The organism is Vibrio sp. 14G-20, from assembly GCF_026241515.1.
Taxonomy (GTDB): domain Bacteria; phylum Pseudomonadota; class Gammaproteobacteria; order Enterobacterales; family Vibrionaceae; genus Vibrio.
Genome location: NZ_JAPHPW010000038.1, coordinates 1 through 24084, shown reverse-complemented (window position 1 = coordinate 24084; position 24084 = coordinate 1). Strand labels below are relative to the sequence as shown.

General features: G+C 44.7%; 15 protein-coding genes. 5 read left to right on the top strand and 10 right to left on the bottom strand.

Features of this window, described 5'->3' with window-relative positions; translation table 11 throughout:
- Positions 1–22 precede the first annotated feature (22 nt).
- The 4 genes from OQJ75_RS21355 (at position 23) to OQJ75_RS21340 (ending at position 4254) form a co-directional block, all read left to right on the top strand.
- Entirely contained in the window at positions 23–1654 is a 1632-nt protein-coding gene (locus tag OQJ75_RS21355; protein ID WP_248376715.1) for an NAD(P)/FAD-dependent oxidoreductase, read from the top strand.
- A 196-nt stretch (positions 1655–1850) separates the two neighbouring features.
- Complete coding sequence (locus OQJ75_RS21350; protein WP_017109066.1) at positions 1851–3047, top strand: DEAD/DEAH box helicase; 1197 nt, start codon at positions 1851–1853, stop codon at positions 3045–3047.
- Between the two features lie 113 nt (positions 3048–3160).
- Positions 3161–3565: a PPC domain-containing DNA-binding protein gene (locus OQJ75_RS21345; protein ID WP_265974797.1), complete on the top strand. Its 405-nt coding sequence runs from the start codon at positions 3161–3163 to the stop codon at positions 3563–3565.
- 65 nt (positions 3566–3630) lie between these two features.
- Positions 3631–4254 (top strand): PolC-type DNA polymerase III, encoded by a 624-nt coding sequence (locus tag OQJ75_RS21340; protein ID WP_010431070.1) that lies wholly within the window; start codon positions 3631–3633, stop codon positions 4252–4254.
- A 90-nt stretch (positions 4255–4344) separates the two neighbouring features.
- Here OQJ75_RS21340 and OQJ75_RS21335 read toward each other — a convergent pair whose 3' ends face one another.
- Positions 4345–5181 (bottom strand): DUF6279 family lipoprotein, encoded by an 837-nt coding sequence (locus OQJ75_RS21335; protein WP_265974799.1) that lies wholly within the window; start codon positions 5179–5181, stop codon positions 4345–4347.
- A 259-nt stretch (positions 5182–5440) separates the two neighbouring features.
- Between OQJ75_RS21335 and OQJ75_RS21330 the strand changes: the two genes are divergently transcribed.
- Positions 5441–5614 carry a hypothetical protein gene (locus OQJ75_RS21330; protein WP_017077429.1) on the top strand — a complete coding sequence of 58 codons (174 nt, stop codon included), beginning with the start codon at positions 5441–5443 and terminating at the stop codon, positions 5612–5614.
- 84 nt (positions 5615–5698) lie between these two features.
- Here OQJ75_RS21330 and dbpA read toward each other — a convergent pair whose 3' ends face one another.
- The 9 genes from dbpA to OQJ75_RS21285 form a co-directional block, all read right to left on the bottom strand.
- The gene (gene dbpA / locus OQJ75_RS21325) at positions 5699–7078 is read right to left on the bottom strand and encodes an ATP-dependent RNA helicase DbpA (protein ID WP_017109063.1); all 1380 of its coding nucleotides are present in this window, start codon (positions 7076–7078) and stop codon (positions 5699–5701) included.
- A gap of 148 nt (positions 7079–7226) precedes the next feature.
- Positions 7227–8135 (bottom strand): aldo/keto reductase, encoded by a 909-nt coding sequence (locus tag OQJ75_RS21320; protein WP_265974800.1) that lies wholly within the window; start codon positions 8133–8135, stop codon positions 7227–7229.
- A gap of 218 nt (positions 8136–8353) precedes the next feature.
- The gene (locus OQJ75_RS21315; RefSeq protein WP_265974801.1) at positions 8354–8947 is read right to left on the bottom strand and encodes a hypothetical protein; all 594 of its coding nucleotides are present in this window, start codon (positions 8945–8947) and stop codon (positions 8354–8356) included.
- 210 nt (positions 8948–9157) lie between these two features.
- The gene (locus OQJ75_RS21310; RefSeq protein WP_265974802.1) at positions 9158–10102 is read right to left on the bottom strand and encodes a PstS family phosphate ABC transporter substrate-binding protein; all 945 of its coding nucleotides are present in this window, start codon (positions 10100–10102) and stop codon (positions 9158–9160) included.
- A complete protein-coding gene (locus tag OQJ75_RS21305; protein ID WP_265974803.1) occupies positions 10102–10740 on the bottom strand; it encodes an OmpA family protein in 639 nt (212 codons plus the stop codon). The genes OQJ75_RS21310 and OQJ75_RS21305 overlap by 1 nt, the downstream gene beginning before the upstream one ends.
- The gene (locus OQJ75_RS21300; RefSeq protein WP_265974804.1) at positions 10740–12053 is read right to left on the bottom strand and encodes a TolC family outer membrane protein; all 1314 of its coding nucleotides are present in this window, start codon (positions 12051–12053) and stop codon (positions 10740–10742) included. The genes OQJ75_RS21305 and OQJ75_RS21300 overlap by 1 nt, the downstream gene beginning before the upstream one ends.
- Positions 12054–12087: 34 nt before the next feature.
- Entirely contained in the window at positions 12088–13413 is a 1326-nt protein-coding gene (locus tag OQJ75_RS21295; protein WP_248376724.1) for an HlyD family type I secretion periplasmic adaptor subunit, read from the bottom strand.
- Complete coding sequence (locus tag OQJ75_RS21290; RefSeq protein WP_265974805.1) at positions 13406–15565, bottom strand: type I secretion system permease/ATPase; 2160 nt, start codon at positions 15563–15565, stop codon at positions 13406–13408. Before OQJ75_RS21290 ends, OQJ75_RS21295 begins: the two co-directional genes overlap by 8 nt.
- A gap of 33 nt (positions 15566–15598) precedes the next feature.
- Positions 15599–24084: RTX toxin (locus tag OQJ75_RS21285; RefSeq protein WP_266067282.1), on the bottom strand; the 8486-nt coding region annotated here is incomplete at its 5' end.

The window sequence follows — 24084 nt, the reverse complement described above, 5'->3', positions numbered from 1 at the left end:
CCTATAAAAACGAGACATCAAAATGATACGTTTAACCGAAATTAAACTCCCCCTAGACCACGAAGAATCAGCCATTCAAGACGCTATTGAAGCGAAGCTTGGCATTAATTCTGATCAGGTACTTTCTTTTAATATCTTTAAACGTGGCTACGATGCTCGTAAGAAATCAAAAATCTTACTTATCTACACGCTTGACGTTCTCGTTGAAAACGAAGCTGAGTTGTTAGAGCAATTCATTAGCGACCCACACGTAAAAGTGACTCCCGACATGGAGTACAAATTCGTTGCGAAAGCCGTTGAGAACCAAACTGAACGCCCTGTCGTTATCGGTTTTGGCCCTTGTGGTTTGTTCGCTGGCTTAGTGCTTGCTCAAATGGGCTTCAACCCAATCATCGTTGAGCGTGGTAAAGAAGTCCGTGAACGTACGAAAGATACCTTTGGTTTCTGGCGTAAGCGTACGCTGAACACTGAATCAAACGTACAGTTTGGTGAAGGTGGCGCAGGTACTTTCTCTGACGGTAAGCTATACAGCCAAGTTAAAGATCCAAAACACTACGGCCGTAAGGTAATCGAAGAGTTTGTTGCTGCAGGCGCACCAGAAGAAATTCTATACGTAAGTAAGCCGCACATTGGTACCTTTAAACTGGTTACCATGATTGAAAAAATGCGCGCTTCTATCATTGAGCTAGGTGGCGAAATCCGCTTCAGCACTCGCGTTGATGACGTTCATATGGAAGACGGTCAAATCACTGGTTTGACGCTTTCTAACGGTGAAGAGATTAAGTCTCGCCACGTTGTACTGGCTGTTGGCCATAGTGCTCGTGATACGTTTGAAATGCTGCACGAACGTGGCGTTTACATGGAAGCTAAGCCTTTCTCTGTTGGTTTCCGCATCGAACACAAGCAAGCAATGATCGATGAAGCTCGCTTCGGTAAGAACGCAGGTAACCCTATCCTAGGTGCTGCAGACTACAAACTGGTTCACCACTGTAAGAATGGCCGCACTGTATACAGCTTCTGTATGTGCCCAGGCGGTACTGTAGTAGCTGCGACGTCTGAAGAAGGCCGCGTAGTAACTAACGGCATGAGCCAATACTCTCGTGCAGAACGTAACGCAAACAGCGCAATCGTTGTAGGTATCGACCCAGAGCGTGATTACCCAGGTGATGCACTAGCAGGTATCCGTTTACAACGTGAGTTAGAAAGTGCCGCTTATGTTCTAGGTGGCGAGAACTACGATGCCCCTGCACAGAAAATCGGTGACTTCCTAAAAGGTCGCGATCCAAGTGAAATCGGTGAAGTAAAACCATCATTCACACCGGGTATCCACCTAACTGACATTTCAAAAGCGCTACCTGATTTTGCTATCGAAGCGATTCGTGAAGCAATCCCAGCGTTCGAGAAGAAGATTAAAGGCTTCTCTACGCCAGACGGCCTATTAACTGGTGTTGAGACTCGTACGTCTTCTCCTGTATGCATCAAGCGTGGTAAAGACTTCCAAAGCATCAACCTTAAGGGCTTCTTCCCTGCTGGTGAAGGCGCAGGCTACGCAGGCGGTATCCTTTCTGCTGGTATCGATGGTATTAAGGCTGCAGAAGCGCTAGCACTATCAATGGCAGAGCAAAACCAAGCCGAGAAGATTGAGATCGCTTAAGCGCTTTCGATAAACCCGCGCTAAATAGCGAACACCCAAAACTGAAAATCCAGTGTCTTGTCGACACTGGATTTTTTTATGTGCATGTGACTAGCGGTAAACAAGCAACATGGTAGAATGCAGCCATTAATCTTATCCTCATATAAGATTGTTGAACCTTTCCATCGCTATTTAGCCAAATCATACCGAGAAACTTATGCCATTTTCCAAGCTTGGATTAAGCTCACCTATTGTTAAAGCCGTTGCAAAACAAGGCTATGAAAAGCCAACCTCTATTCAAGAAAAAGCAATTCCTATTGTGCTTTCTGGTAAGAACCTAATTGCTGCTGCACAAACAGGTACAGGTAAAACTGCGAGCTTTGTTCTCCCTATCTTAGAAATGCTAAGTAAAGGTGAAACACAACGTAAAAAACGTATTCGCGCTGTTATTCTGACACCAACTCGTGAGCTTGCGATTCAGGTTGAACAGAACATTACTAAGTACGCGAAATTCCTAAACCTAACATCACTAGCGATGTACGGTGGCGTATCTTACCAACACCAGAAAGACCGCTTGATCGAAGGTGTCGATATTCTTGTGGCAACACCAGGTCGTTTGATCGATATGTACGGACAACGTGCCGTTCACTTTGATGAAGTTGAAGTTCTGGTTCTTGATGAAGCCGACCGCATGCTAGACATGGGTTTCATCGAAGACATCAACAAGATCATCGCGCGTTTGCCACAAAACATTCAAAACCTCTTGTTCTCAGCAACGCTATCAACGCCAGTTCGTGCGCTAGCGAAAAGCGCAATCAGTGAAGCAGAAGAGATTTCTATCGCCAAAACTGACGCTTCTAAAGCGAACATCGAACAATGGTTGGTGACCGTCGATAAAGACCGTAAGTCAGCACTATTAAGCCACATGATCACTGACGGTGAGTGGGATCAAGCGCTTATTTTTATCGAGACTAAGCACGGCGCGGCTAAATTGGTTGCTCAGCTTGAAAAGCGTGGTATCGAAGCGGAAGCTTTCCACAGTGGACGTAGCCAAGCGATTCGTGAAAAGATTCTGGCTGATTTCAAAAAAGGTCGTCTAAAATATCTAGTTGCAACAGGTGTTGCTGCTCGTGGTATCGATATCGATAACCTAAGCCGCGTAGTGAACTACGACATCCCATTCCCAGCAGACGACTATGTTCACCGTATTGGTCGTACAGGCCGTGCTGATGCTTCTGGTGAAGCGATCTCTTTCCTATCGAAAGATAACTTCAAGAACCTGTGCATCATTGAAAAACGTCTTGGCCACTTGATTGAACGTCGCGTTGTTGAAGGTTTCGAACCACGCAAAGAAGTACCAATTTCAGTATTGAACTTCGTTCCTAAGAAGAAAAGAGAACAGCAACAAGACTAAGTAATTTCAGCTACAGAAAATACAAAAGTCACGTAAGCCAAAATGAAAATCAAACGAAGCCCTATGTGGCTTCGTTTTGTTCTTTGAAATACAAATAAAACTGAGGCAATAAGATGATCACTCCTATCGCAACGAGGTTAACCCGTGGCCAAGACCTAAAGCTTGAACTCCAAAAGCTTGTGACAGCGCACAATATCTCAGCGGGCTCTGTCGCGTCGTGTGTCGGGTGTGTTTCTCAACTCAATATTCGTTTGGCTAATGCGAACAACACCAAGCTAATTACAGCTCCGTTCGAAATTGTGTCACTAATAGCAACGCTAACCCCAAACCACCAGCATGTTCATATATCCGTTGCTGATGAAAATGGAAATGTGATTGGTGGGCACTTGCTTGAAGGGACGATTATCGCGACCACTGCTGAATTGATTGTTCACCGCTACGATACCTTGACCTTCAACAGAGAGCATGACGATTCGACAGGTTACACTGAGCTCACTATCAGCAACAACACGCAATAGATTGACCCGTAGCAGCACTAGCGCCCCATATAAAGCGATACAACCAAATAGTATTAGGAAACACGATGGCTCCAAACTCCGCAGATTCCGTTATCGTTCTCGATTTCGAAACCACAGGCTTATCACCAAATATGGGTGACCGAGCGATTGAAATCGGTGCGGTTAAATTAGTTAACGGCGAAGTCGTCGACACCTTCCAGCAACTCATGAACCCAGGGTTTCGTGTTAGCGGGTTCATTGAAAGCTATACCGGAATCAATAACCGTATGTTAAGCACAGCGGCCAGTTGCAGTGAAGTGATGGACGAGTTTGCAGACTTTATACAAGGCAGCCAACTTGTTGCTCACAATGCGTCGTTTGATAAGCGCTTTCTCGATGCGGAATTAGACTTTATTGGCCGAGACTACACAGGCAAGTTCGCTTGCTCAATGTTGATTGCTCGCCGTCTCATCCAAGACGCACCGACTCATAAGCTAGGCGACCTTGTGCGTTTTAAGAATATCGACAACGACGGTACTTTCCACAGAGCGTTAGCCGATTCAGAAATGACAGCACGATTGTGGTTATTGATGATTGATGAACTGCAAAGTGATCACGGCATTCAACAGCCGAGCTTTCAACTGATGCAGAAAATATCTAAGACCGCTAAAGGCTCGATTCCAAAGCTGCTAATGAGCAATCGCAATTAAAGCTATCAACTACAAACCATAGATCGAAATAAAGGCTGATTCGTTTCGCGAAATCAGCCTTATTATATACGAGTGTTACTTAGAGCCGCCCTACTCTTGCAGTGCCACCAGCGTTGACTTGAGGCTATCTAATTCATTCATAAAATATACCCATTGCTTATCACTACTTGTGGCTGCGATATCGACCAAGAATTTGGCGGATGTCTCCGTATTCTTAGTAAGCGTGGATTCAAGGCCATCAGGATAATAAGCTTCATGGTTAAGCAACAGCTTCATAATAATAGGCTGAGCAATATGCAAATCAGTCTTCTTTTCAGTAAGCGTCGATAGAGCCTGATATGTATTATTTTGATATTTTCGCCAGCTATCATTGGTATTTATCCACTCTTGCGACCAAGCAAAAATAATCTGTTTTTGTTCTTTCGATACCGAACCTAACCATCGTTCTAGCCTTTCTTCTACTCGTTCTCGGTATCGCTCTCTCGAATCTTCATCATTTAATGACAATCTTTCTTGGTAGGAATCTTGTTGTTTCTCTCGAAGATTTTTAAGGAACTGATTATCTTGTTTCACACTTAGCTGCATACTTAACGCGTAAACATCGGGTGCAAACTTATTAACGATCGCGCGAATATGATTTTTAATTTGATCACTTTGGTTAACGATAAAAGCAGAGGAGAGCTCGGAGCGATCAACATTTTCAATCACTTCTAATTGCGAGACGTACAACGGTAGTTGAGTTTTTTTGTGCCATTGCTGTAACAAACCCAATCGCTCTTCAAGTTCTGATTCTTGACTGTTAGTAAGAGAAACAAAGTCTTCGATATAACTCACAATAAACCAGCTTATGTTGTTATAGGCGAATTTCGTACCACACCCAGCAAATAGAAAACAGATCAATACGACTAGCCAACGGCACTTTCTCATTACACCCTCTCACAGCATTTTACTGAACGACGAATCTCTAAACGATCTTATAACACTAGCTACAAAATCAGGCTCTCGTAAAACTTTCAGATAAATTGAGACTTAACCTTGATAAACTAACCATTTCGACAAATGATTAAACTAAAAATAATTAATAGCAGTGATAAAACTTAATTTTTATTGTTCATTTGAGGTAATACGAACCCTATAAAAGAAATGGTGACGTATTTTAAAATGATTAATATTTGGGAGGTAAGCTATGGCCGCTACTCCTCATTATACAAGCGAGTTAGAGTACGAGCTTTGTTATTTTGACGATGGAAGACTAACCACAATTACGATATCCGCTAATAATCGACAGGAAGCGATGACTTGGTATCTTAGCGAAGGAAGACATATCAACGATTTCTATTCGATCAGACCTGATGAATAAACGTTTGATACGTTACTAACTGTGGAACACCCTTTACTGCATTATCATTAGCATGACTTAGCAGTAAAGGGAGACAATCTCGAATTACTTCAGAATTCGGGCGCGGAATTGACGACCCTTCATTTTACCTGATTCGATTTTACCTAATGCTTTCTTAGCCATTGATCTTTCTACAGCAACGTAAGCACGCATCGCGAACAAGTTGATCTTACCTACTGATTTACCATCAATGCCGCCTTGGCCAGTCAACGCACCAAGAATATCACCAGCGCGAAGTTTAGCCTTCTTGCCGCCATCAATCTGGATAGTCACCATGTTTGAGTAATATGGTTTAGCAATTGGTTTTGCTGGCATCTGAGACGGTTCAATTGGCATATCCATGTACTCATCAATTTGAGCAACACGGTGCATCTCTTTTTCGCTAAAGAAGCTGATAGCTACGCCTTTGCTTCCTGCACGTCCAGTACGACCGATGCGGTGTACGTGAACTTCAGGATCGCGAGACAACTCAAAGTTGAACACAGCGTCTAGGTTATCAACATCAAGACCACGAGCAGCTACATCGGTTGCAACCAAGATAGAGATGGTTTTGTTTGAGAACTGGACCAAAGCTTGGTCACGTTCACGCTGTTCCATGTCGCCATGAAGCTCGATCACGCTGAAGCCACGGTGGCTAAGCTCGTCGTTTACATTCTGCACTTCTTTCTTAGTGTTACAGAACACAACCGCAGATTCTGGTTGATGATGAAGAAGCAGTAGTTCTAGTGCGTCATCACGAGCTTCAGTACCTTCAACTTTGTAAAAGTGTTGTTGGATGCTTGAGTGGTCGTGCGTTGATTCAACCTTCACCATTTCTGGGTTACGCATGATGCGGTCTGCAACAGATTTAATCTGTTTAGGGAAAGTCGCACTAAACAATAATGTTTGGCGATCTTTTGGTGCCGCTTCAATCACAGCATCCAAAGCGTCTTGGAAGCCCATTTCTAGCATGCGATCGGCTTCATCTAACACAAGTGTGTTCAACTCAGACAGGTCAATACGATCTTTCTCTAGGTGGTCAAGAATACGACCAGGAGTGCCCACAAGAATGTGTGCGCCATGCTCTAGTGAACCAATCTGTGGGCCCATTGGCATACCGCCACATAGTGTCAGCACTTTAATATTGTGAATGCCACGAGCAAGAGTGCGAATCTCTTTTGCTACTTGGTCTGCAAGCTCACGAGTCGGACATAACACTAAAGATTGAACACGAAAACGCTTAACGCGTAGGTTTTGCAGCACGCCTAAACCAAAGGCAGCTGTTTTACCTGAACCCGTTTTACCCTGACCGATAACATCCTTGCCATCCAGAATAGTAGGAAGACTCAACGCTTGAATAGGCGTCATTTCAGTATAACCAAGAGAATCTAACGTATTTAGAAGCTCTGGCTTAAGGGCGATTGAAGAGAATTTTGAAGTGCTCAATGGAAATATCCAACTGGTGAAAAACAGAGTGCATTATGAGTGTTTTTGAAAATTATTCCACTTTAATCACAGTTTTGAAGAAACATGTTAGGCGAACACAAAAAAGCCAGCTTTGTTAGCTGGCTTTTGCATCTATTCGAATCGCTTTCTATGGCACACCGTGGCCTTTAGATGCAACCCATACGCGATACCACTGCTCACGAGTCAGTTCGATTTTCAGTGCATCAACGGCCGTCTTCACACGTTCAATCTTTCCTGAGCCAATAATTGCAATTGGGTTAGATGGTAAACGACGAACCCAAGCGTAAATCACTTGGTCAATGCTATCTGCACTCACTTCTTGGCGAATTGCTTCTAGCTCATCACGAACGCGAATCGCTTGTGCGGAATCGCCACTGAAGATGCTACCACCACCGAGACAAGACCACGCCATAGGACGAGTACGGTTCATCTGCAGTTGATCCAGCGTGCCATCATGGGCCACTTCGAAGTTCAATGGGTTGATTTCAACTTGGTTAGTCACCAGTGGCTTACCGAGTCGAGATTGCAGTAAGTCGAACTGACGTGGTGAAAAGTTAGAGACACCGAAGTGCTTAACTTTGCCGACCTTATGCAGTTCAGCGAACGCTTCTGCTACTTCATCCGCATCCATCAGTACATCTGGGCGGTGAATCAGTAAGACATCAAGTTCGGTTACACCCAAACGCTCTAGAGAATTATTTACTGATTGGTAAATATGGTGTGCGCTAGTGTCATAGTGATTGATCTTGCGATCAGGAGTGTGGTCACCACACAAGTTGATATCGCACTTGGTGACGATTTGAATATCATCACGAAGGCTTGGCTCAAGCGCTAATGCTTCACCAAACAACTTTTCACATTGGTAATTACCGTAAATATCCGCGTGATCAACAGTTGTGATGCCAAGATCAATGTGCTGCTTAAGGAAAGTCAGGCGTTGTTGCGGGGTCATACCCCATTCTGCTGTACGCCAGTATCCTTGCACCAACTCAGAAAGTTCTGGGCCTTGTGGCGCTGTCGTTACTCTTGCAACCATGGGTTGTCTCCTTTATCAATACTGAACGTATCCTAAGCTCGTTTTACCGAAGGCTCAACGTATAACAAATGGCAAAGGTAAACGCTTATTAAAAATGTGAGAGCCACAGAAAAACGAACACTTAAATGAATAATAGCTTGCTGTCTGCCCGTCAGCCGTTCTCCTGAAAGGGCTTGTTTACTCTGATGAATGACGAAACTATCTATAAATTTGAGCAATTAAAGACGATTTAGTTCAACCGTTAAATTGTCACCATCACTATGCAGCTGAATCCAAGGAACTGAAGAACCAGAAGAAGATGAGGAAGAACTAGGCACATTCCATAAACTCATTTGCTCAGAGGAATGATGTGGTGCATTGATGAATTCGACGAGTTGTTTATCTACCTTATCGTAACCAACGCCTTCACGTTTCGCTTGTTCAAGTTGAGCGACCACATCGAACTCATCCTCTCCAATCCGAATTGAGCTAAGAGCAAAGCCATCTTGACGAAGGTATGCCTGAAGCTTTGTGTGACTTAGGTTCGAGTATGGAAGGTTAAGACGAACCACCGCTACGCTTGAGTCACCCAACTCCAGTTCAACATAAACATCCAGATCGTAATATTGAGTGAGGTCGCTACAAAGCAGAGTGCCTTCTATGTCACCACAATCCATGAGATCGATATCGTTAATATAGTTTTGAGAACTTGGCTGAACAGAACTTGTATTGAATACCGTTCGCAACCACCAGCTTTCACTCGCTTGCGCAGAGAATGAAAGGGTATTCAAAACCAATAACAAAGGTAGGATTAAGACAGGAAAAGCTCTCATTAATTGTTCTTATTCGCGCGGTATGAAGCGCCCATTATACGTGACCAATCAACAAACAACCGCTCAAGGCACAAATTTTAGGCGAAAAAAAACGGGCATACATGCCCGCTAGATAAATTCTATCGCCGAATAACGTAATCCGTCACGTTGAGAACCATTACGGAACTAACAATACCATTTCGACGACTCACATACAACATGTCATACCAATTATTTATAGCCGCCTTCAATCGCAGGCTCTTCAAGTGATAGCCTTACTTTATTTCGTTGGATTGCTTCTGGTGGCAAGCTGATGAAACCGTACTGATTCAACACGCCTTGATGCTCTTCCGACAGAGTAAGCCCAACAAAGAACTTCTCCTGTTCCGTAAAGCCTTTACGATGCGCAGGAATATTCAGGTACATATAATAAACGGTGGCTAATGGGTAACGACCAGAGAGAATCGTTTCCTTGTTTAGGTCGTAGTTCACCCCTAGATTATCAACCACGCTCAACCATTTCACATCAGAGATTTGATCTGAGTAGACGGTGTAACCAATGGCGGCATCCTCGTCTTCTATCTTGTTAATCAGATCCGGAAGGTCCGCTAAGAATTGAGTATTCGCATATTCGCCGTCAGAACCACACTCGACCCAACTCGAAAACGTAGTATGACCTTGCAGATTGTGGTCGATAGCGAAAGGCAACATATGTGTGTCTAAGCTCTCACCACCTCGAATATCACTACCAGGTGTCCACTTAGGGTGTTTAGGATCGTTAGAACAACCAAACACATCAATTAATTCAGCGACGGTGATTGATGTCGCAGGGTTGTTTTCGTTGGCTAGAATCGCTATTACGTCTGCGGTAAACATCAGCTCAGTTGGCCTGTAGCCGTAGCGCATGTCGAACCTAGCCATCTCTTTGTCTGTCCACTTTTTGGAAGTAATACCAACACGTGAGCGTTGCATGATCATCTGCTCAGGGACGCTGTCACTCAGCAAGATCTCTAAGTCGATCTCTTGGCTCTTAAGTAAGTCTTCAACAAGGCCCTGCATATTCGGCTCAATCGCGACCAAACCAATTTCACTGGCATCATTCGCAAGCGTCGATGCCGAGAACAACATAGGTACAGCAGCAAGCAGTAAGCCCGGTTTATTAAATAGACGTTTCATTACTGGCCTCCTACTGGATCAATCGATGTCTTAGATTCAACATCGCTGTTACTGTCGAGCTGCATCTCTGAAGTGAAGATATTCCAAGATGGATTCACTTCCATGCTCTCTGTTTTTAACACAGCAATGGTTCTACGCTTACGCTTGTGAAGGTGCTGAGTTAAGCTGGTTATCTGAGTAAATTCTTGTTCAAAGATTCGTTCTCCATCGATGCCTCTGTCAATCAGAGCGTCTCGAATCACGCCAGTCCTTTTCTTAGCCAGTGCCTTGTTATAAACATTGGTACCTTCTGAACTTGTGTCCCCGACTAAGGTAACGGAGGCGTCTGGTTGCTCACCCAGTAAACGTACTAATTCGTTGAGAACGGCTGTGTGTTCAGGTTTTAGAACGTATTTATCAAAGTCAAATCCCACGCTTAACACTTCCACATCTTCGACGATTTTCCAATTGGCACAACCTTTAATGTCTACCGTCACACCTTCAGGTGTATCAGCACACAGATCGCGTTGGTTAATCACCCCGTCACGGTCATCATCCGCCAGATCATCAATTTGATGACGAGTCATTGTGGTATCGGGCGTTTCTGCACAACCCATCAACAAGATAGAACTAAGTAGCGCTAATTTAAAATGTCTCATTACTTGTTCTCCCCTTGCCACTCTTCTGGATGCTCAATTCTCAACGCGTAGGTCAACATGCCCATCGCGTTCAAAACTCGATATGCCGCCAATGTTTGATCATATTCCGTGCTAATAAAGTTTCTTCGAGCCAAGAAGACTTCTACTTTCGCATCAAGTACGTCTAATAGGCTTCGTCTTCCGACATTGAATTGTTGGATATAACCAAGCTCTGCAATTTTTGCTGCATCTACGTTTTGTTGAAGTAGCGATTTTTGCTGCTCAAGCATTTTGTAGGCGTTCCAAGCGAGTTGTGTTCCTTCTTGAACCTCACGCTCTGTTCTCAACCTAATCGCCCTTGCCTCTTCAACTCGCCACGCCGACGATTCAACTCGAGAGTCGGTAGAAAAGCCGTTAAACAGATCATAATCCATGGTCAGCATGATTCTCGCGTCTTCATCAACACCACCCGGTGGGTTAGAGACGTTGTCATTCTTGTTGGCATGGAGTTCCAATTTTACTTCTGGATAGTAATCGCCTTTCTCTCTACGCATCTCTTTACGAGCAGCATCGATATCAAGCAAAGAGGCTTTGATTTCTGGGTGATTCTCGACAGCTTGTTCAAGTGCGACCTGTGCTGAGCTTGGTAATAGAGCGTAATCAAAACGGGGATAAACCAAGTTCACAGCCGGCTTACCCACTAAGCGTAGGTACTGAGTTTGTAAATCAAACAGGTTATTTTGAGCGGCAATTAATGAAGATTGTGCCGTCGCGACACGAGCGGAGATCTGAGCCAGATCCGAATTACTGCTCAAACCTTTACTCTTTTTATCTTGTATGTCTTGATAGATTTCTTGGTGCTCTTTTACGTTACGCTTAGACAGTTCAAGTAGCGTCTCTGCTTTGAGTATATCGAGGTAATTTCTCACTACATCTAACGATACGTTTTCAGCGCGTGAAATCAGAGTTAAACGTTCAGCTTCTGCTTCGAATGTTAGTCGGTCGACATTCGACGTCGTTTTAAAGCCGTCGAATAGCAACTGGGATACTTTTACGCCGATTTCCGTTCGCGTTAGACCACGGTCGTCAGTGTCGAGTTTGCTTCCGCTGTTATAGCGAGTCTCTTCATAACCTGCCGCCGCGTACAAATTGACTTGTGGCATATACAAACCACCCGCAGCGGCCCCGTCTCTGACCACCGATTGGTATCGGGAGTACTGCGCCAATATCTCTGGGCTATAGTCGATGGCGAACGCCACAGACTCTTCTAGTGAGGCGGCTTGAGACAACCCACTCACTAGTAAGCAAGAAGAGAGTAAGATTTTTGAATGCATTACACTTCCTTTTATATTTATGCTTTAACCCACTTCATCGTTCGCGAAGTGAATTTTCCTTAGCTCGTAAAATAGGTTTTAACCAATAACTCAGTACTGTCTTTTCACCCGTCAATATATCCACTGCAACCTGCATACCTGGGATTATGCTGAACGCAGAATTATGCTTTTGGTCTTCATCTAACTGAATATGGGCTCGATAATAAGCGTTGCCGTCTTCCGTTTGTAAGGCATCGGCGCTGACATACGTTACTTTGCCTTTTAGGCCACCATAGATAACAAAGTCATACGCAGTGAATTTAACGGTTGCGCCTAATCCATTATGAACAAACGCAATATCTTGCGGAGAGATCCTCGCTTCAACAATCAAATCACTGTTTGATGGAATGATCTCAATAATCGGCTCGCCGGGACGGACTACACCACCAATGGTACGCACAAAGATCTCTTTGACTGTGCCATCAACAGGCGCGACAATTTCGGTACGCTTGAGTTGGTCGGCAATCGCCTGTTGGCTTTCGTTCAGCTGCGCTATTTTGCTGGCCACTTCATTCAGTTGACCTTGTACTTTGGCACGAAAATCTAACGCGATGCTGCGGTGATCGGCTATCGATTCCGAGTAAGCAGCAATCTGTTTCTGAGCCGCCACTTTAGAGCTGGCAATATCGCCTTTCAACTTGACCACATCACGGTTCAGTTTCAGCAGTTCCACTTCAGCAACAGCACCACTCGCCACCACATCTTTCAGCATGTTGCGCTCACGAATTACAATATCGAGGCTGCTTTCAAGTGTCTGGATATTATTCAGCGTATCGACACGTGCTTGGTCTTGTTGCTCGATGCGAAGTGCCGCCTCTTCCAGTTCAGATTTCAATTGACCTAAACGTTCTCGATAGTTAGCTTTGGCGTTCATTAACGCAGGATGACTCGATACATCGATGACAATATCTTGCGGTACTAAAACCACTCGTTCATACCATTCTTTCGCATCGTTATTTAAAACCACGGTCGACAGTTCAGCCTTCAATCTCAACTGTTGAGCAAGCAAAGTATCGGCCTGTTGAGCCGACTCTAAAAAGGCCGCTTTAAAACGCGTGTCTTCAAGCTTAGCCAGTGGCTGCCCTTTCATCACAGACTGACCTTGTCGCACCATAATTTCTTGAACAAGACCGCCTTCCAAGCTCTGAATGGTTTGTACCGAAAGGCTAGGAACGACTTTGCCCTCGCCGATCACGACTTCTTCTAATGTTGCCCAGGTCGCCCAACCGATAATCGACACAATCAATAACGCACTTAGCCAAATCAGCTTACGAGAACGAAATGCCAAATGATTGTTGGTCCATTGAATATCATTACTCATGACGACCTCCCTTCACCACCGAAACCGTTTTGAAGCGACTGGTTCCTTTGGGTGCGCTTTTCTTCTGTAGAGAGAGAATGTCTTTTGGCTCACCCTCAGCCACGATCTGACCTTTATCTAATACAACCACACGATCACACATCATCAAGAAGGAAGACTTGTGCGAACTGATCAGCATCGAGGTTTCTCTCGGCATGCTTTGTAGTGCATTGAAAAACTGTATCTCAGCTTGGTTATCTAGTGCGCTGGTAGGTTCATCCATGATCAGTAATTTTGGACAGCGATAAAGCGCCCTTGCGATAGCCACAGCTTGGCGTTGGCCTCCTGAAAGCAATCGACCACCTTCACCGACAGGCGTTTCTAAACCATTACTTAAGCGTCCCATGTAACCGTTCAGCCCTGACTGTTGCAGCGCTTGTCTTAGCTTTTCTTCATCAACGTTGGTCGCACCCAAAGTAACGTTGTCGTAAACACTGCCAAAGATCAAATTAGTGGTTTGCCCTACCCAACCCATTCCGCTACGCAAGACACTGGTAGGCCATAATTGCCCATCAATCTCTTGGTAAAAAGCTTGCCCTGTTGTTGGTAAATACTGACGAGCCACAATCGATAAAAGTGTGGTTTTTCCGGCGCCTGCCGCACCGACAAGACCAACTCGCTCGCCCGGTTTTATCTCCAAAGAGATTTCCTTTAGCGCTGGGCTTTGAGTTTCTGGATAAGTAAACGTGACTTCATCTAGCCTAACCCCACCGTCAAAGTCACCCTTATCAATCACTTGGTGCTTAGATTCTTCTTGCGGTAAGTCCATGATCTGATTTAGGCCTTCAACTGCAGAACGGGTTTGTTGGAACCTCAACATTAAAAGAGAAAGTTGATTCACTGAGCTTGCGGCTCGTCCACTCAACATCACCACCGCTATCAAGCCACCCATACTCAGCAAGCCTTCAGAGATCTGATACACACCAAAGATGATGAGAGTGATGGTGACGATCTGCTGACTCGACTGAATGGAATGCGTCACGATATTTGAATAGTGGCGAGATTGAGTCTGCCATTGAGAGAGCGATGAAATAGTCTGTTCCCAACGTTTCTGAGTAATACCCTCAGCATTGTTTTGCTTGATATCCGGTAAGGTTGTTAAGCAATCAAACAGCTGTGCTTGTCTTTGTGTCGACAAACGTGCGGTTTCATCGAATGTTTTCTCGACTTTACCTTTCATCGCAATGCTCAGCACAATCAATACCAGCATTATTGCGACAGGAATCAACATCATCGCACCACCGAGCCAACCGATAAGGAACAAGAACAGTAAGGTAAATGGTAGATCGACTAAAGTGACTAAAGAGATGGAGGTGAAGAAATCTTTAACGCTATCGAAGTCTTGAAGCTGTCTCGCAAACGCGCCTACCGATTGAGGTCGATTTTCCAACTTCATACCAAGGACTTTTGAGAATAATTGGGAAGACAACTTGTTATCAATATAGCGCCCAGCCATGTCAGTCACAGAGCTTCGTGAACTTCTCAATACCCAATCAAAAATAACGACAATACCAACGCCTGCCGCCAGAACCCAAAGCGTGTTAAACGCTTGGTTTGGCACCACGCGGTCGTACACATTCATGGTAAAAAGAGGCACGACTAGCGCGAGCAAGTTGATCAAGAATGAAGCGATAAACAGGTCTCGATACCAAGGTTTTACTTCTTTGACGACACGCCATAACCAACGGGTGTTGGATTTATTCTCGCTACGTTCATGGGATTGAACACGCGCATCATCAAGCGCTTGAGCACCCACTTGCCAAACATACGATTCGACTTGAGTAACCAATTCTTTTAATGAAGTTTGTTGGCTGGAATGGGTTTCACAATCCAATACTTGAAAGTGATCACCAGAGCCTTGAATAACAACGACGGGACTCCCTGTCGCAGAATTAACAGCAACAACGGGAAACTGACATTGATTCAGTAGTTCTTTTTTAACCTGGCTCAGCGTTAACCCCGATTTCTCAATCGCTCTTGGAAAAAGGGATTCATTGAGCCTTCCTTCATCTAAAGGTAGGCCAGACAATATTTTGGAAGGATGGCTGCGAACATTAAAATGCTCACATAACCATTCAACACAACCTAGCCAGCTGTCTTTTTGTTCTACCAATCTAAACTTCCTTTTATAGACTGTACCTCTAACTTACAGCGTTAAATTATTGTCTTCTATCATTTTTTGTAAAATTTGTGCTTCTAATGCACCACTACTGTCGCCTTGATACAGATCATCGTACGTAACATCGGCTAATAAGATGTTTTGTTGAACGTCTTCGTCGCCATTAGGTTTAATAGAAATGGTTACGCCTTCACTAGATTCTTCTAAATCTAAATATTGTGTTGCCCCTAGCCCTGTATTAAGCCCTAGGCTTCCCAAAATACCCGAAAGGTCAATTGCATCACTGTCTGGAGACGCATCAAAATCTTGAATCACATCGTAGCTTGGGGCTTCTGCACTCCCTAAGCCTGAAGATGCGAACACAAAATTATCTGAGCCCGTCCCACCAACCAGCAGGTCGTTATCATCTGTCGCGGTAACCGTAGAGTCCCCTTCAGCAACAAATTCAACCGATACGGTTTGAGGCAACCCTACCGCTTGGTTGTTGCCTATCTCAGCAGAGGGTTCAATAGTGAGTTCAAATGGATCAACGTCATCGTAGCCGCCAGTAATGGCTAAATTAGGTACATCTGCTAAATCCACCACATATTGACCATCGACCATAGAGCCGTGTGAGAACGTCAAACCCGCAGGGATGTCATAGATGGTAATAAAGCCCACTTCAGAATCGGCAGGGTTTACAAGGGAAAGATCTAAACCGAGAGGTATCGTGCCGCTTGCTTCTGCCACAATAGAAGCGTATTCAACGCTCAATAACGGAGCATCAGGCTCTGGTGTGATAATAAGCGTCATGTCTTGCGAGCTCGGGTCACCCGTGTCGACCACTAACTCACCAAGTACCGTGTTTTGATCGACCGTTCGGCCGGTAATCGTAATATCGAGGTTACCAAACGCATCGCCCGCAAAGAATTCGAGTTCATCAACAGAACTTGCTTTAACGAGGATCGTCGCCTGTATGATGCCACCAACACTGGTGAAAGAACTGGTTTCTGATCCAATTCGAATTCGATCTAGCCCAACTAAACCTGATGGATCCGAAGTTCCATTCACTGTTACCGTAATCGCTAAAAACTCATCACTGTTGGTTTCAAAGCTATTGGCATCAAGAGGAATCACGATGCCATCATCTTCACTTCCAGTGAGCTGTTCAGGTAAATCGAAGAACTCCACTTTATCACCAATAGGATTAACACCGACGGTGAATTCAGATTCGGTATAGCGAATTTCTGTCGTGCCGATTTCTTGAGTAATCGCCTCAAGGACTAGACTCATATCACCACTAAAATCTCGCGGCGGTAGAATTACAAGGTTAGCAAGCTGACTTGGATCCAATTGCCATTCATAAGTAGGATTCCCATCAAAACTACCGCCATCGACGCCATTGTTAGGAACTAATTCGTAGCTGTCGCCTACCTTTATCGCAACAACCGCACCTTCAGGCACGCCTTTCAATGCCAAGGACATATTTTCGGAGCCATCTTGGTCGATCAACTCCGCGCTTAGTGATGACAATGAAATATAGTTGTCTTCGTCACCAACTATATCCTCAGTCACCAAGTTAGCCGCATCAGCAACAGGTTCAACGGTGATCGTCACTACGGTTGTCTTGTCTTGAGTATCCGTTTCAACGACACAATCCGCTTCATCGGTAATATTTGCCGTTACCGTTAAGGTGATTTCGCCGCTGTAATGTTCAGGTGGTGTCACCAGCACATCACTCAAACGGCTAGGATCCGTTACCGTCCAAGTACCATTGCCGTTATCAACCAACAATCCAGTATCAGCAGGACTCTCTGATAACGTACCGCCATTTGATACCGTAATCGTCAGGGAGTTAACGGTTTCTTTGCCGGTAGCGCTGTTACCTTCACCCGTGATTAACTGGCCATCTTCAACGCTATCACCGAGAACGAGCTCAAGATTAAGATCCGTGGCGATATCTTCCTGGATTGTTGTCGAATCTGTGGCAACGGTAATGTCATCCACGACTGGCAGCACTTGGATACTTATCGTTTGTTCGGTTGTTAATGTATCGCCATTACACGGCGAGGTTTCAATGGTCTTGATCGTAAAGTCGATACAGCCGGCAAAGTCTTCATCTAGTCCTGTTAGCGTTAGCTTGGATAGGCCATCCGCTGTAATCGAGTAACCGACAACTTCGCCAGCCGCGTCATATTCCGCAATAACACCATCACCTGAAATCTCGACGCCTTCAGGAAGAGAATCAGCAGGAATATAGAAAGAGATCGTATTGTCTGGGTCACTCGCTACATTGGTATTGAGCAAGCCCGTTAAATCGATATCTTCACCTTCATCAGTCTTAATATCGCCACCCGGTTGAATAGGACTTGGTGGGCCAACAGGGTCACAAGTACCGCCCCCGCCATCATGGCCAGTGATTTGGATTTGGAATGAGGTATCAATATATTTAGAGTCTTCGCCATCAATCACACGAGCACGCACCACTATATCTAAAACAGGGGTGTCGCTTGGGCTAGAGATTGTCATACCACTTAAGATTTCTTGAGCCAATTCTTGAATCGAATCACTCGTCAGACCGTTCGCAGAGATAATCCAGTTTCCTGAAACATCTTGAGCGGCTCCGTTCGGGTGTTCGATAATCAGCGAATAATCATCAGGCACATCGATCAGGATGTAATCTAAGTACTCTGAGCCATCCATATCAGCGTCAACAAAAGTAACGGCATCAGACACATTGACTGGAGAACCGTCCTCACTGATATATAGCTGACCAGAACTTTCCAAACGAGTATCTGACTCGACCCTCGCATCGACCGTGACACTGATTGATCCCGAGATATCTTTTACATCAGTTGCGCCTGCCGGCGAAGTATCAGTAACTTCATAGGTAATTGGGATCGAAAATGTACCGCTCAAATCTTCAGTAGCGGTTACTGACAGTCTTCCGCTACTTAAAAGCTCGGATAGTGTTGGTGTCGTAGAGTCTAATAAACTTTCTAAATCTAACCCTGAAACTGGCACTGCAATAACACTGCCATCGAAATAAAGAGTCAGATCAGCAGGTAGGCTATCAATCACATACCCCGTTAAAGACTCACTTCCATCAACATCTTGATTCACAGATGGCTCAAGGTTCAATCCAATTTGGCTGTCTTCAATACCTTGAGTGCTAACCACCTGACCATCTTCTTGATCGACAATCGGTGCTAACTCTACCTTCAACGTCATCGGGAATTCGCCCGAATCACCATCAGGCTCTGTCGAGATAGCAATAACAGTTAGCTCTAGCTCGCCACTAAAATCAGTAATTGGCTTGAGATACAAATCATTCAGTTGGGCGTTAGAAACCTGGAATACTGGACCTGTCACATCGTCAATGTAGGCGATGGTCAGCGACACAGGCTCACCCAATGAATCCACCAGCAAGGTGCCGTCAGGAATATTAGTAAGCAGTATATTGATATCTTCAGAAACATCGTCATCTGAGGTTTGGACTACAAAATCGAGACGAATCAAACCATCTTCATTGAGAACAGATTGGTTGCTGATGACTTTGGTATCACTGTCATATTCCCAATGCGCATTTCCGCCATCCACAACAATAGGCTCATCGACGACACCCTTGAGGAAAATATTGATGGTTTTGGTATCGCTAAGCGCGGTCACATTAACAGGGTCTAACGAGTCAACTGTCGATTCATAAGAAACGGCAGTCACATTAATGAATAGGTCTTCCGTAAAGGAGCTGATGTCTTCTTTTGGTATTAGATAAGCGGTTCCGTTCTCTATCGCTTCAGCAGAAACGAGATAAGTATTAGGACCAATTAGGTCAAACAACCCGCCTTGAATCGCCCAGCCGTCTTGTACTTCAATTTGATAACTTAACGACTCAGAACCATCGGTATCAGTCAACACACCATTGATTACATTCTTTAGGAAGATGCTTTCATCTTCCAGACCTTTGTAATCTTTAACAGATAAAATTGGAGTATCAGCATCCGGTGAGATCTCTACAACGACAGTATTAACAATATCGGCCGTTTTATCATCGGGGTCAGCGAAGGTGTTTCCCGCTTCGGTTGCAATCGCAGTAATCTCAAACTCGAATCGACCCGCAAGATTTTCATCAGCTCTGATTTCCATTTTGTTGATTTGGTTTTGAGTGTACTCTTTGCCTTCTTTAACGGCGTTACCGTTCAAGGTGATATTGAGCCCATCTGGAATACCGCTAATGGTGTAAGACAGTTCTTCAGATGTATCTTGGTCAACCAACTGAGCAGTGATATCTAATTTAATTGGGTCTGCGTCATCTTCCACCGATTGGTAGGTGAACACTGAATCAGACCAATCCGGTGCATCAGCCACGGGTAATACCGAAACGGCAACATCAGCGGTCAATTCTTTTGGAACCGTGTCAGTACTAATGATGGCGTTGATCGCTAGAATAACCGTTGAGGTCGTATTCGATTCATGGAGTGCGGGACGATACGTCAACTGCCCGTTCGGGCCGGTAAACTGGCTATCAATCGCCGTTAACTGATTGCCTGAAAGCGTCACTTTGCCATCAACCACTTGAAGCAATACGCCATCTAAATACAGGCTACCGCCTTGCAAAGAATCTTCTGAGAATTCAATAGCCGTAACGGTTTCGCTTTGGTCAACGTCTCCGGTAGAAACACTCACAACAATAATGGCATCGTTATCTTCTGTAGTTTCAGAATCCTCATAACGAATAAAGCCTTCGTTATCATCTAGGACAAGCTCTGCAGTACTCGTGACCTCATCACCATCGGCATCGCGAACCAAATAATCAATGTCATCGATTAATCGAGGTTCGGTAGGGTCAGTTGATACATTGGCATTAGTAGTCAGTTGGTAGCTGCCATCAGAGTTAAGCGTAAACTGACCGTAGACGCTATTATCAAAATCATTAATTAGATCAATCTCGATTGACGTAATTGCATCGGTAAAAGTGTAGGTATCACCACGATAGTCAAAACTAACAATGACGGCGCCATCCGCACCAGCAAATTCTTCTGTTAAGAACTGTCCGCTGAGATTATCGCCTTCCACCATTTCAATCGAACCGCTTCGAGAGGTTGGAACCGCATCCGTAACGTTGACAACATAAATAGCCGGATCAGAACTATCACCATCGGCATCAGTAACGACCAATTCAAAATTCACAGCAAGATTATTTTCACCATCACCCGTAGCATGATCAACCGGCGCATATAGATTGAACTCTGTTGTGCCATCGTTGTTAAAACGAATTCGGAAGATATCGTTACCCGACGTATCTTGAGCGTAATACCAACCATCTGCATTCGCTTCTTGCAAGGATATGGCTCGTCCGCCACTGCTGTAACCGAGGGCGTCAAAAGCATCGATGTTGATTGAAACTGATGCGATATCGTCCGAGCCTTGGATAATAGCGATCGATGGGCTTGGTTCTTCAGTCCCAGTTTGTTCGTTGTCACCAATGAGGCCATCTTCATCGACAGATATGCTACCTACAACCGAGAATGCAGGATCCTTACCATCGTATATTTTAATGTCTGACTCTTGAGTGGAACGCGAACCGTCTGAATCAATAACGACAACCGTTGTTGGTATATTCAATTCGGTATCTTTTAACCCAGTGCCATGGTCAATAGAACGATATAGATCAATCTCAACGGCAACCGTACCGGAAGCATTGGCTTCTAGGAAATAGTCCGAAGGTAGACGAATCTGCATAATGACATCGCCATTACTTAATATCGCATCGAAACTGCCGTCACCATTGTCTCTCCAAGTTAACGCTTCACCATTATGAGTAACGGCTTCACCATCATCATCCAAAACCGCCTGGCCGTTTGTCACATCAATACCAAGATAAACGATAGGATCATGCGATGCAGTGATATCCAAATTGACCACTGCGCTTTGTCTTACGCCATCTGGTGTTGTATTGGCGATAGGTGTTTCAGATAGTTCAACCGTGCCACTTCCAATAAACGGTTCACCACCGTCAGTAATAGAGATGTTAAGGTCTAGTTTGGTTTTATCATTATCTGAATCGCGAGCAGTAACAGTAAAAGGAAGAGAATCCGTACCATTGGTTTGATCTAAGCCTTTATAAAGAGTGAAGACATAATCCACACTGCTGTCTATATCACCGGATACGGGCGCGGAAAAACTCACAGTAAAGGCAACGTCACCACCAGCTACTGGCCCTGCGTAGCCAGTCAATAATGTACCATCCTCAGAAACGGTGTAATAAATCTGCTCGCCGCCACTAAAGAGCTGAGGTTGATCAGCTAAATCAAAGAACACGCTATCTAAGTAATCACTGCCAATCCCGAGACTGAAAGTTCCGGTGCTACTGACTTCACCGATAGGATCATTGCTTAGATCCGACTCGTTGACCGAAGCATTTGAATCGAGAATTAAACTCGGATCATTACCATCATCAATCACCCATGATATTTGGCCGTTTTCTAAAGCAGTGCCATCGGTGTCTGTACCAATAATATTTAACGGAATCGTAAGTAAATCACTGGTGAGCACATGGTCGAGTGGCCGTTCAATCACCAAAACGATATCGGCAAGTACATTGTTCCCGTCGACCGTTGTCGTCATTGAAAACGAGAACACATCATCATCACCTTGCTTAGCTGTAATAGTACGACCATCTGCGCTGAGAGTATAAGTAAGTGCTGTAGAGTCACCTCCCGAAGTGATACCTAATGCTTCTAGTTGTGCGACAGTCTCAGGGCTAAATTGTATAGAATCTGGGTCTGGGTTATCCGAACCACCTAATACAGTAAATTGAGCATTGATGGTTTGCGAACCGGAGGTAACGTCGACTTCCGTCACCGTTTTCGAATCATCCAATATCTGCCCTGCTGCACCATCAGTGATATCAATGCTCGCCGTTGCAGAGCCAAAATCACCACTAGAGTCAGCGGCAACGTAATTGAAGATAACGGTATGGTCTTGGTTATGATCTAAATTTCGATTTGCTTCAAAGGTCCACTGTCCATTGGCAAATACGGTCAATACACCATCCCCGGTATTGAACACCACAGGAGTTGCACCTGAAATGTCCTTGCTGACTCCACCAACTTCGACGCTACTAATGGTTAGAGCGGTATCAAGGTCAATGTCATTACTAAGAACGTTGCCTGACGATGTTTCACCTTCAACCATCGAGTAAGACTCGCCGAACAGCAAAGGTTCGGAATCTAGAATCGTGATCGGCAATTCGCCTAAAACGAGCTCAGTGGTTCCATCGTCATCAATCTGAAGGCCTTCTATAATGATCGCCGTTTGAAGTAACTCTTCACCAGCTTGTTGGTCAACCGCTTGGTAAAAGGTGATCTCAACGGTATCTCCAACAATCTTAGCTTCGAAAACCAATGTTCCATCGGTTCGTGTTGCTTTGAGCACTTGCCCGTCAGACTCTAATGCAATAGCGATAGATTGACCTTGAGATGTCACGCCCTCGGCAGAGACTTGGTTTGCACTAAAAGCGAACTCGTCAGCAAACTGAATATTGATGTCAGCAACTTGGGTTTGATCTCCGAAGATCCCGACCGTGCTTTCAGAAAATGAGACTGAACCTGGCAGTATAATACTTGGCATGTCATCGCTGACTTCATTGCCAATCGAATTGGCCACTCTCGCATCTATAATCCACTCAGTAGATGGGTCTAAGCTAGAGACATCAATATTCTCGACTAGCCAGCCACCTGACACATCCACGACTCCAACAAAAGTCAGCGTTTGAGTACCATCATTGATCTCGATGTAAACAGGTAAGCCTTCGGAGACATCGGTTGTCCCCTGCATGGTGGTTAAATCGCCGCTACGGAAATCCAAGATGTTGAAACCAGACAAGGTATCAATATCAATAACAGGCGGTACGGTATTAATTTGCCCTTTGCTGTCAGTGCCCGTCGTTTCATTACCCGCAATATCAACGGTAACCGCCTCTACCGTAACATTGCCATCAGCAAACGCAGACAGATCGATATCATCGATGCTCCAAGCTCCTGCAATAACTACGGTTTGTAACGTGATAGACTGATTATTGCTATCGGTAACTGTGACGGTAATAGGCTGTCCATTTTCTACATTTTGAACAACACCTTGTAGACGAACAGATTGAACCTCTTCGGTGTTGAGTATGTTATCGGAATCATCAAATTCTGCGGTGATACTGGCTAGCGTATCTTTCACTATTGTGTCGCTAGAAGTGACCGTGTTCCCCGCAACATCCGTAACGCTAGCCTCTACGGTCAAGATTCCTTCTGCAAATCCCGAATAGTCTTGACCTGTCAGCGTCCAGTTTCCGCCAACTACTGTGGTCGTATAAACTTGGGAGACATTAAGGCTATCGGTGATGGTAATAGTGATCGTTTGACCGTCTTCAACATTGGTCACCGTGCCAACCAAGGCACCATTAGTAATTTCGGCTAAGTTGTAATACTCATCACCAAAACCATCGAAATTGACACTGATGTCCGCCAGCGTGTCTTTAACGA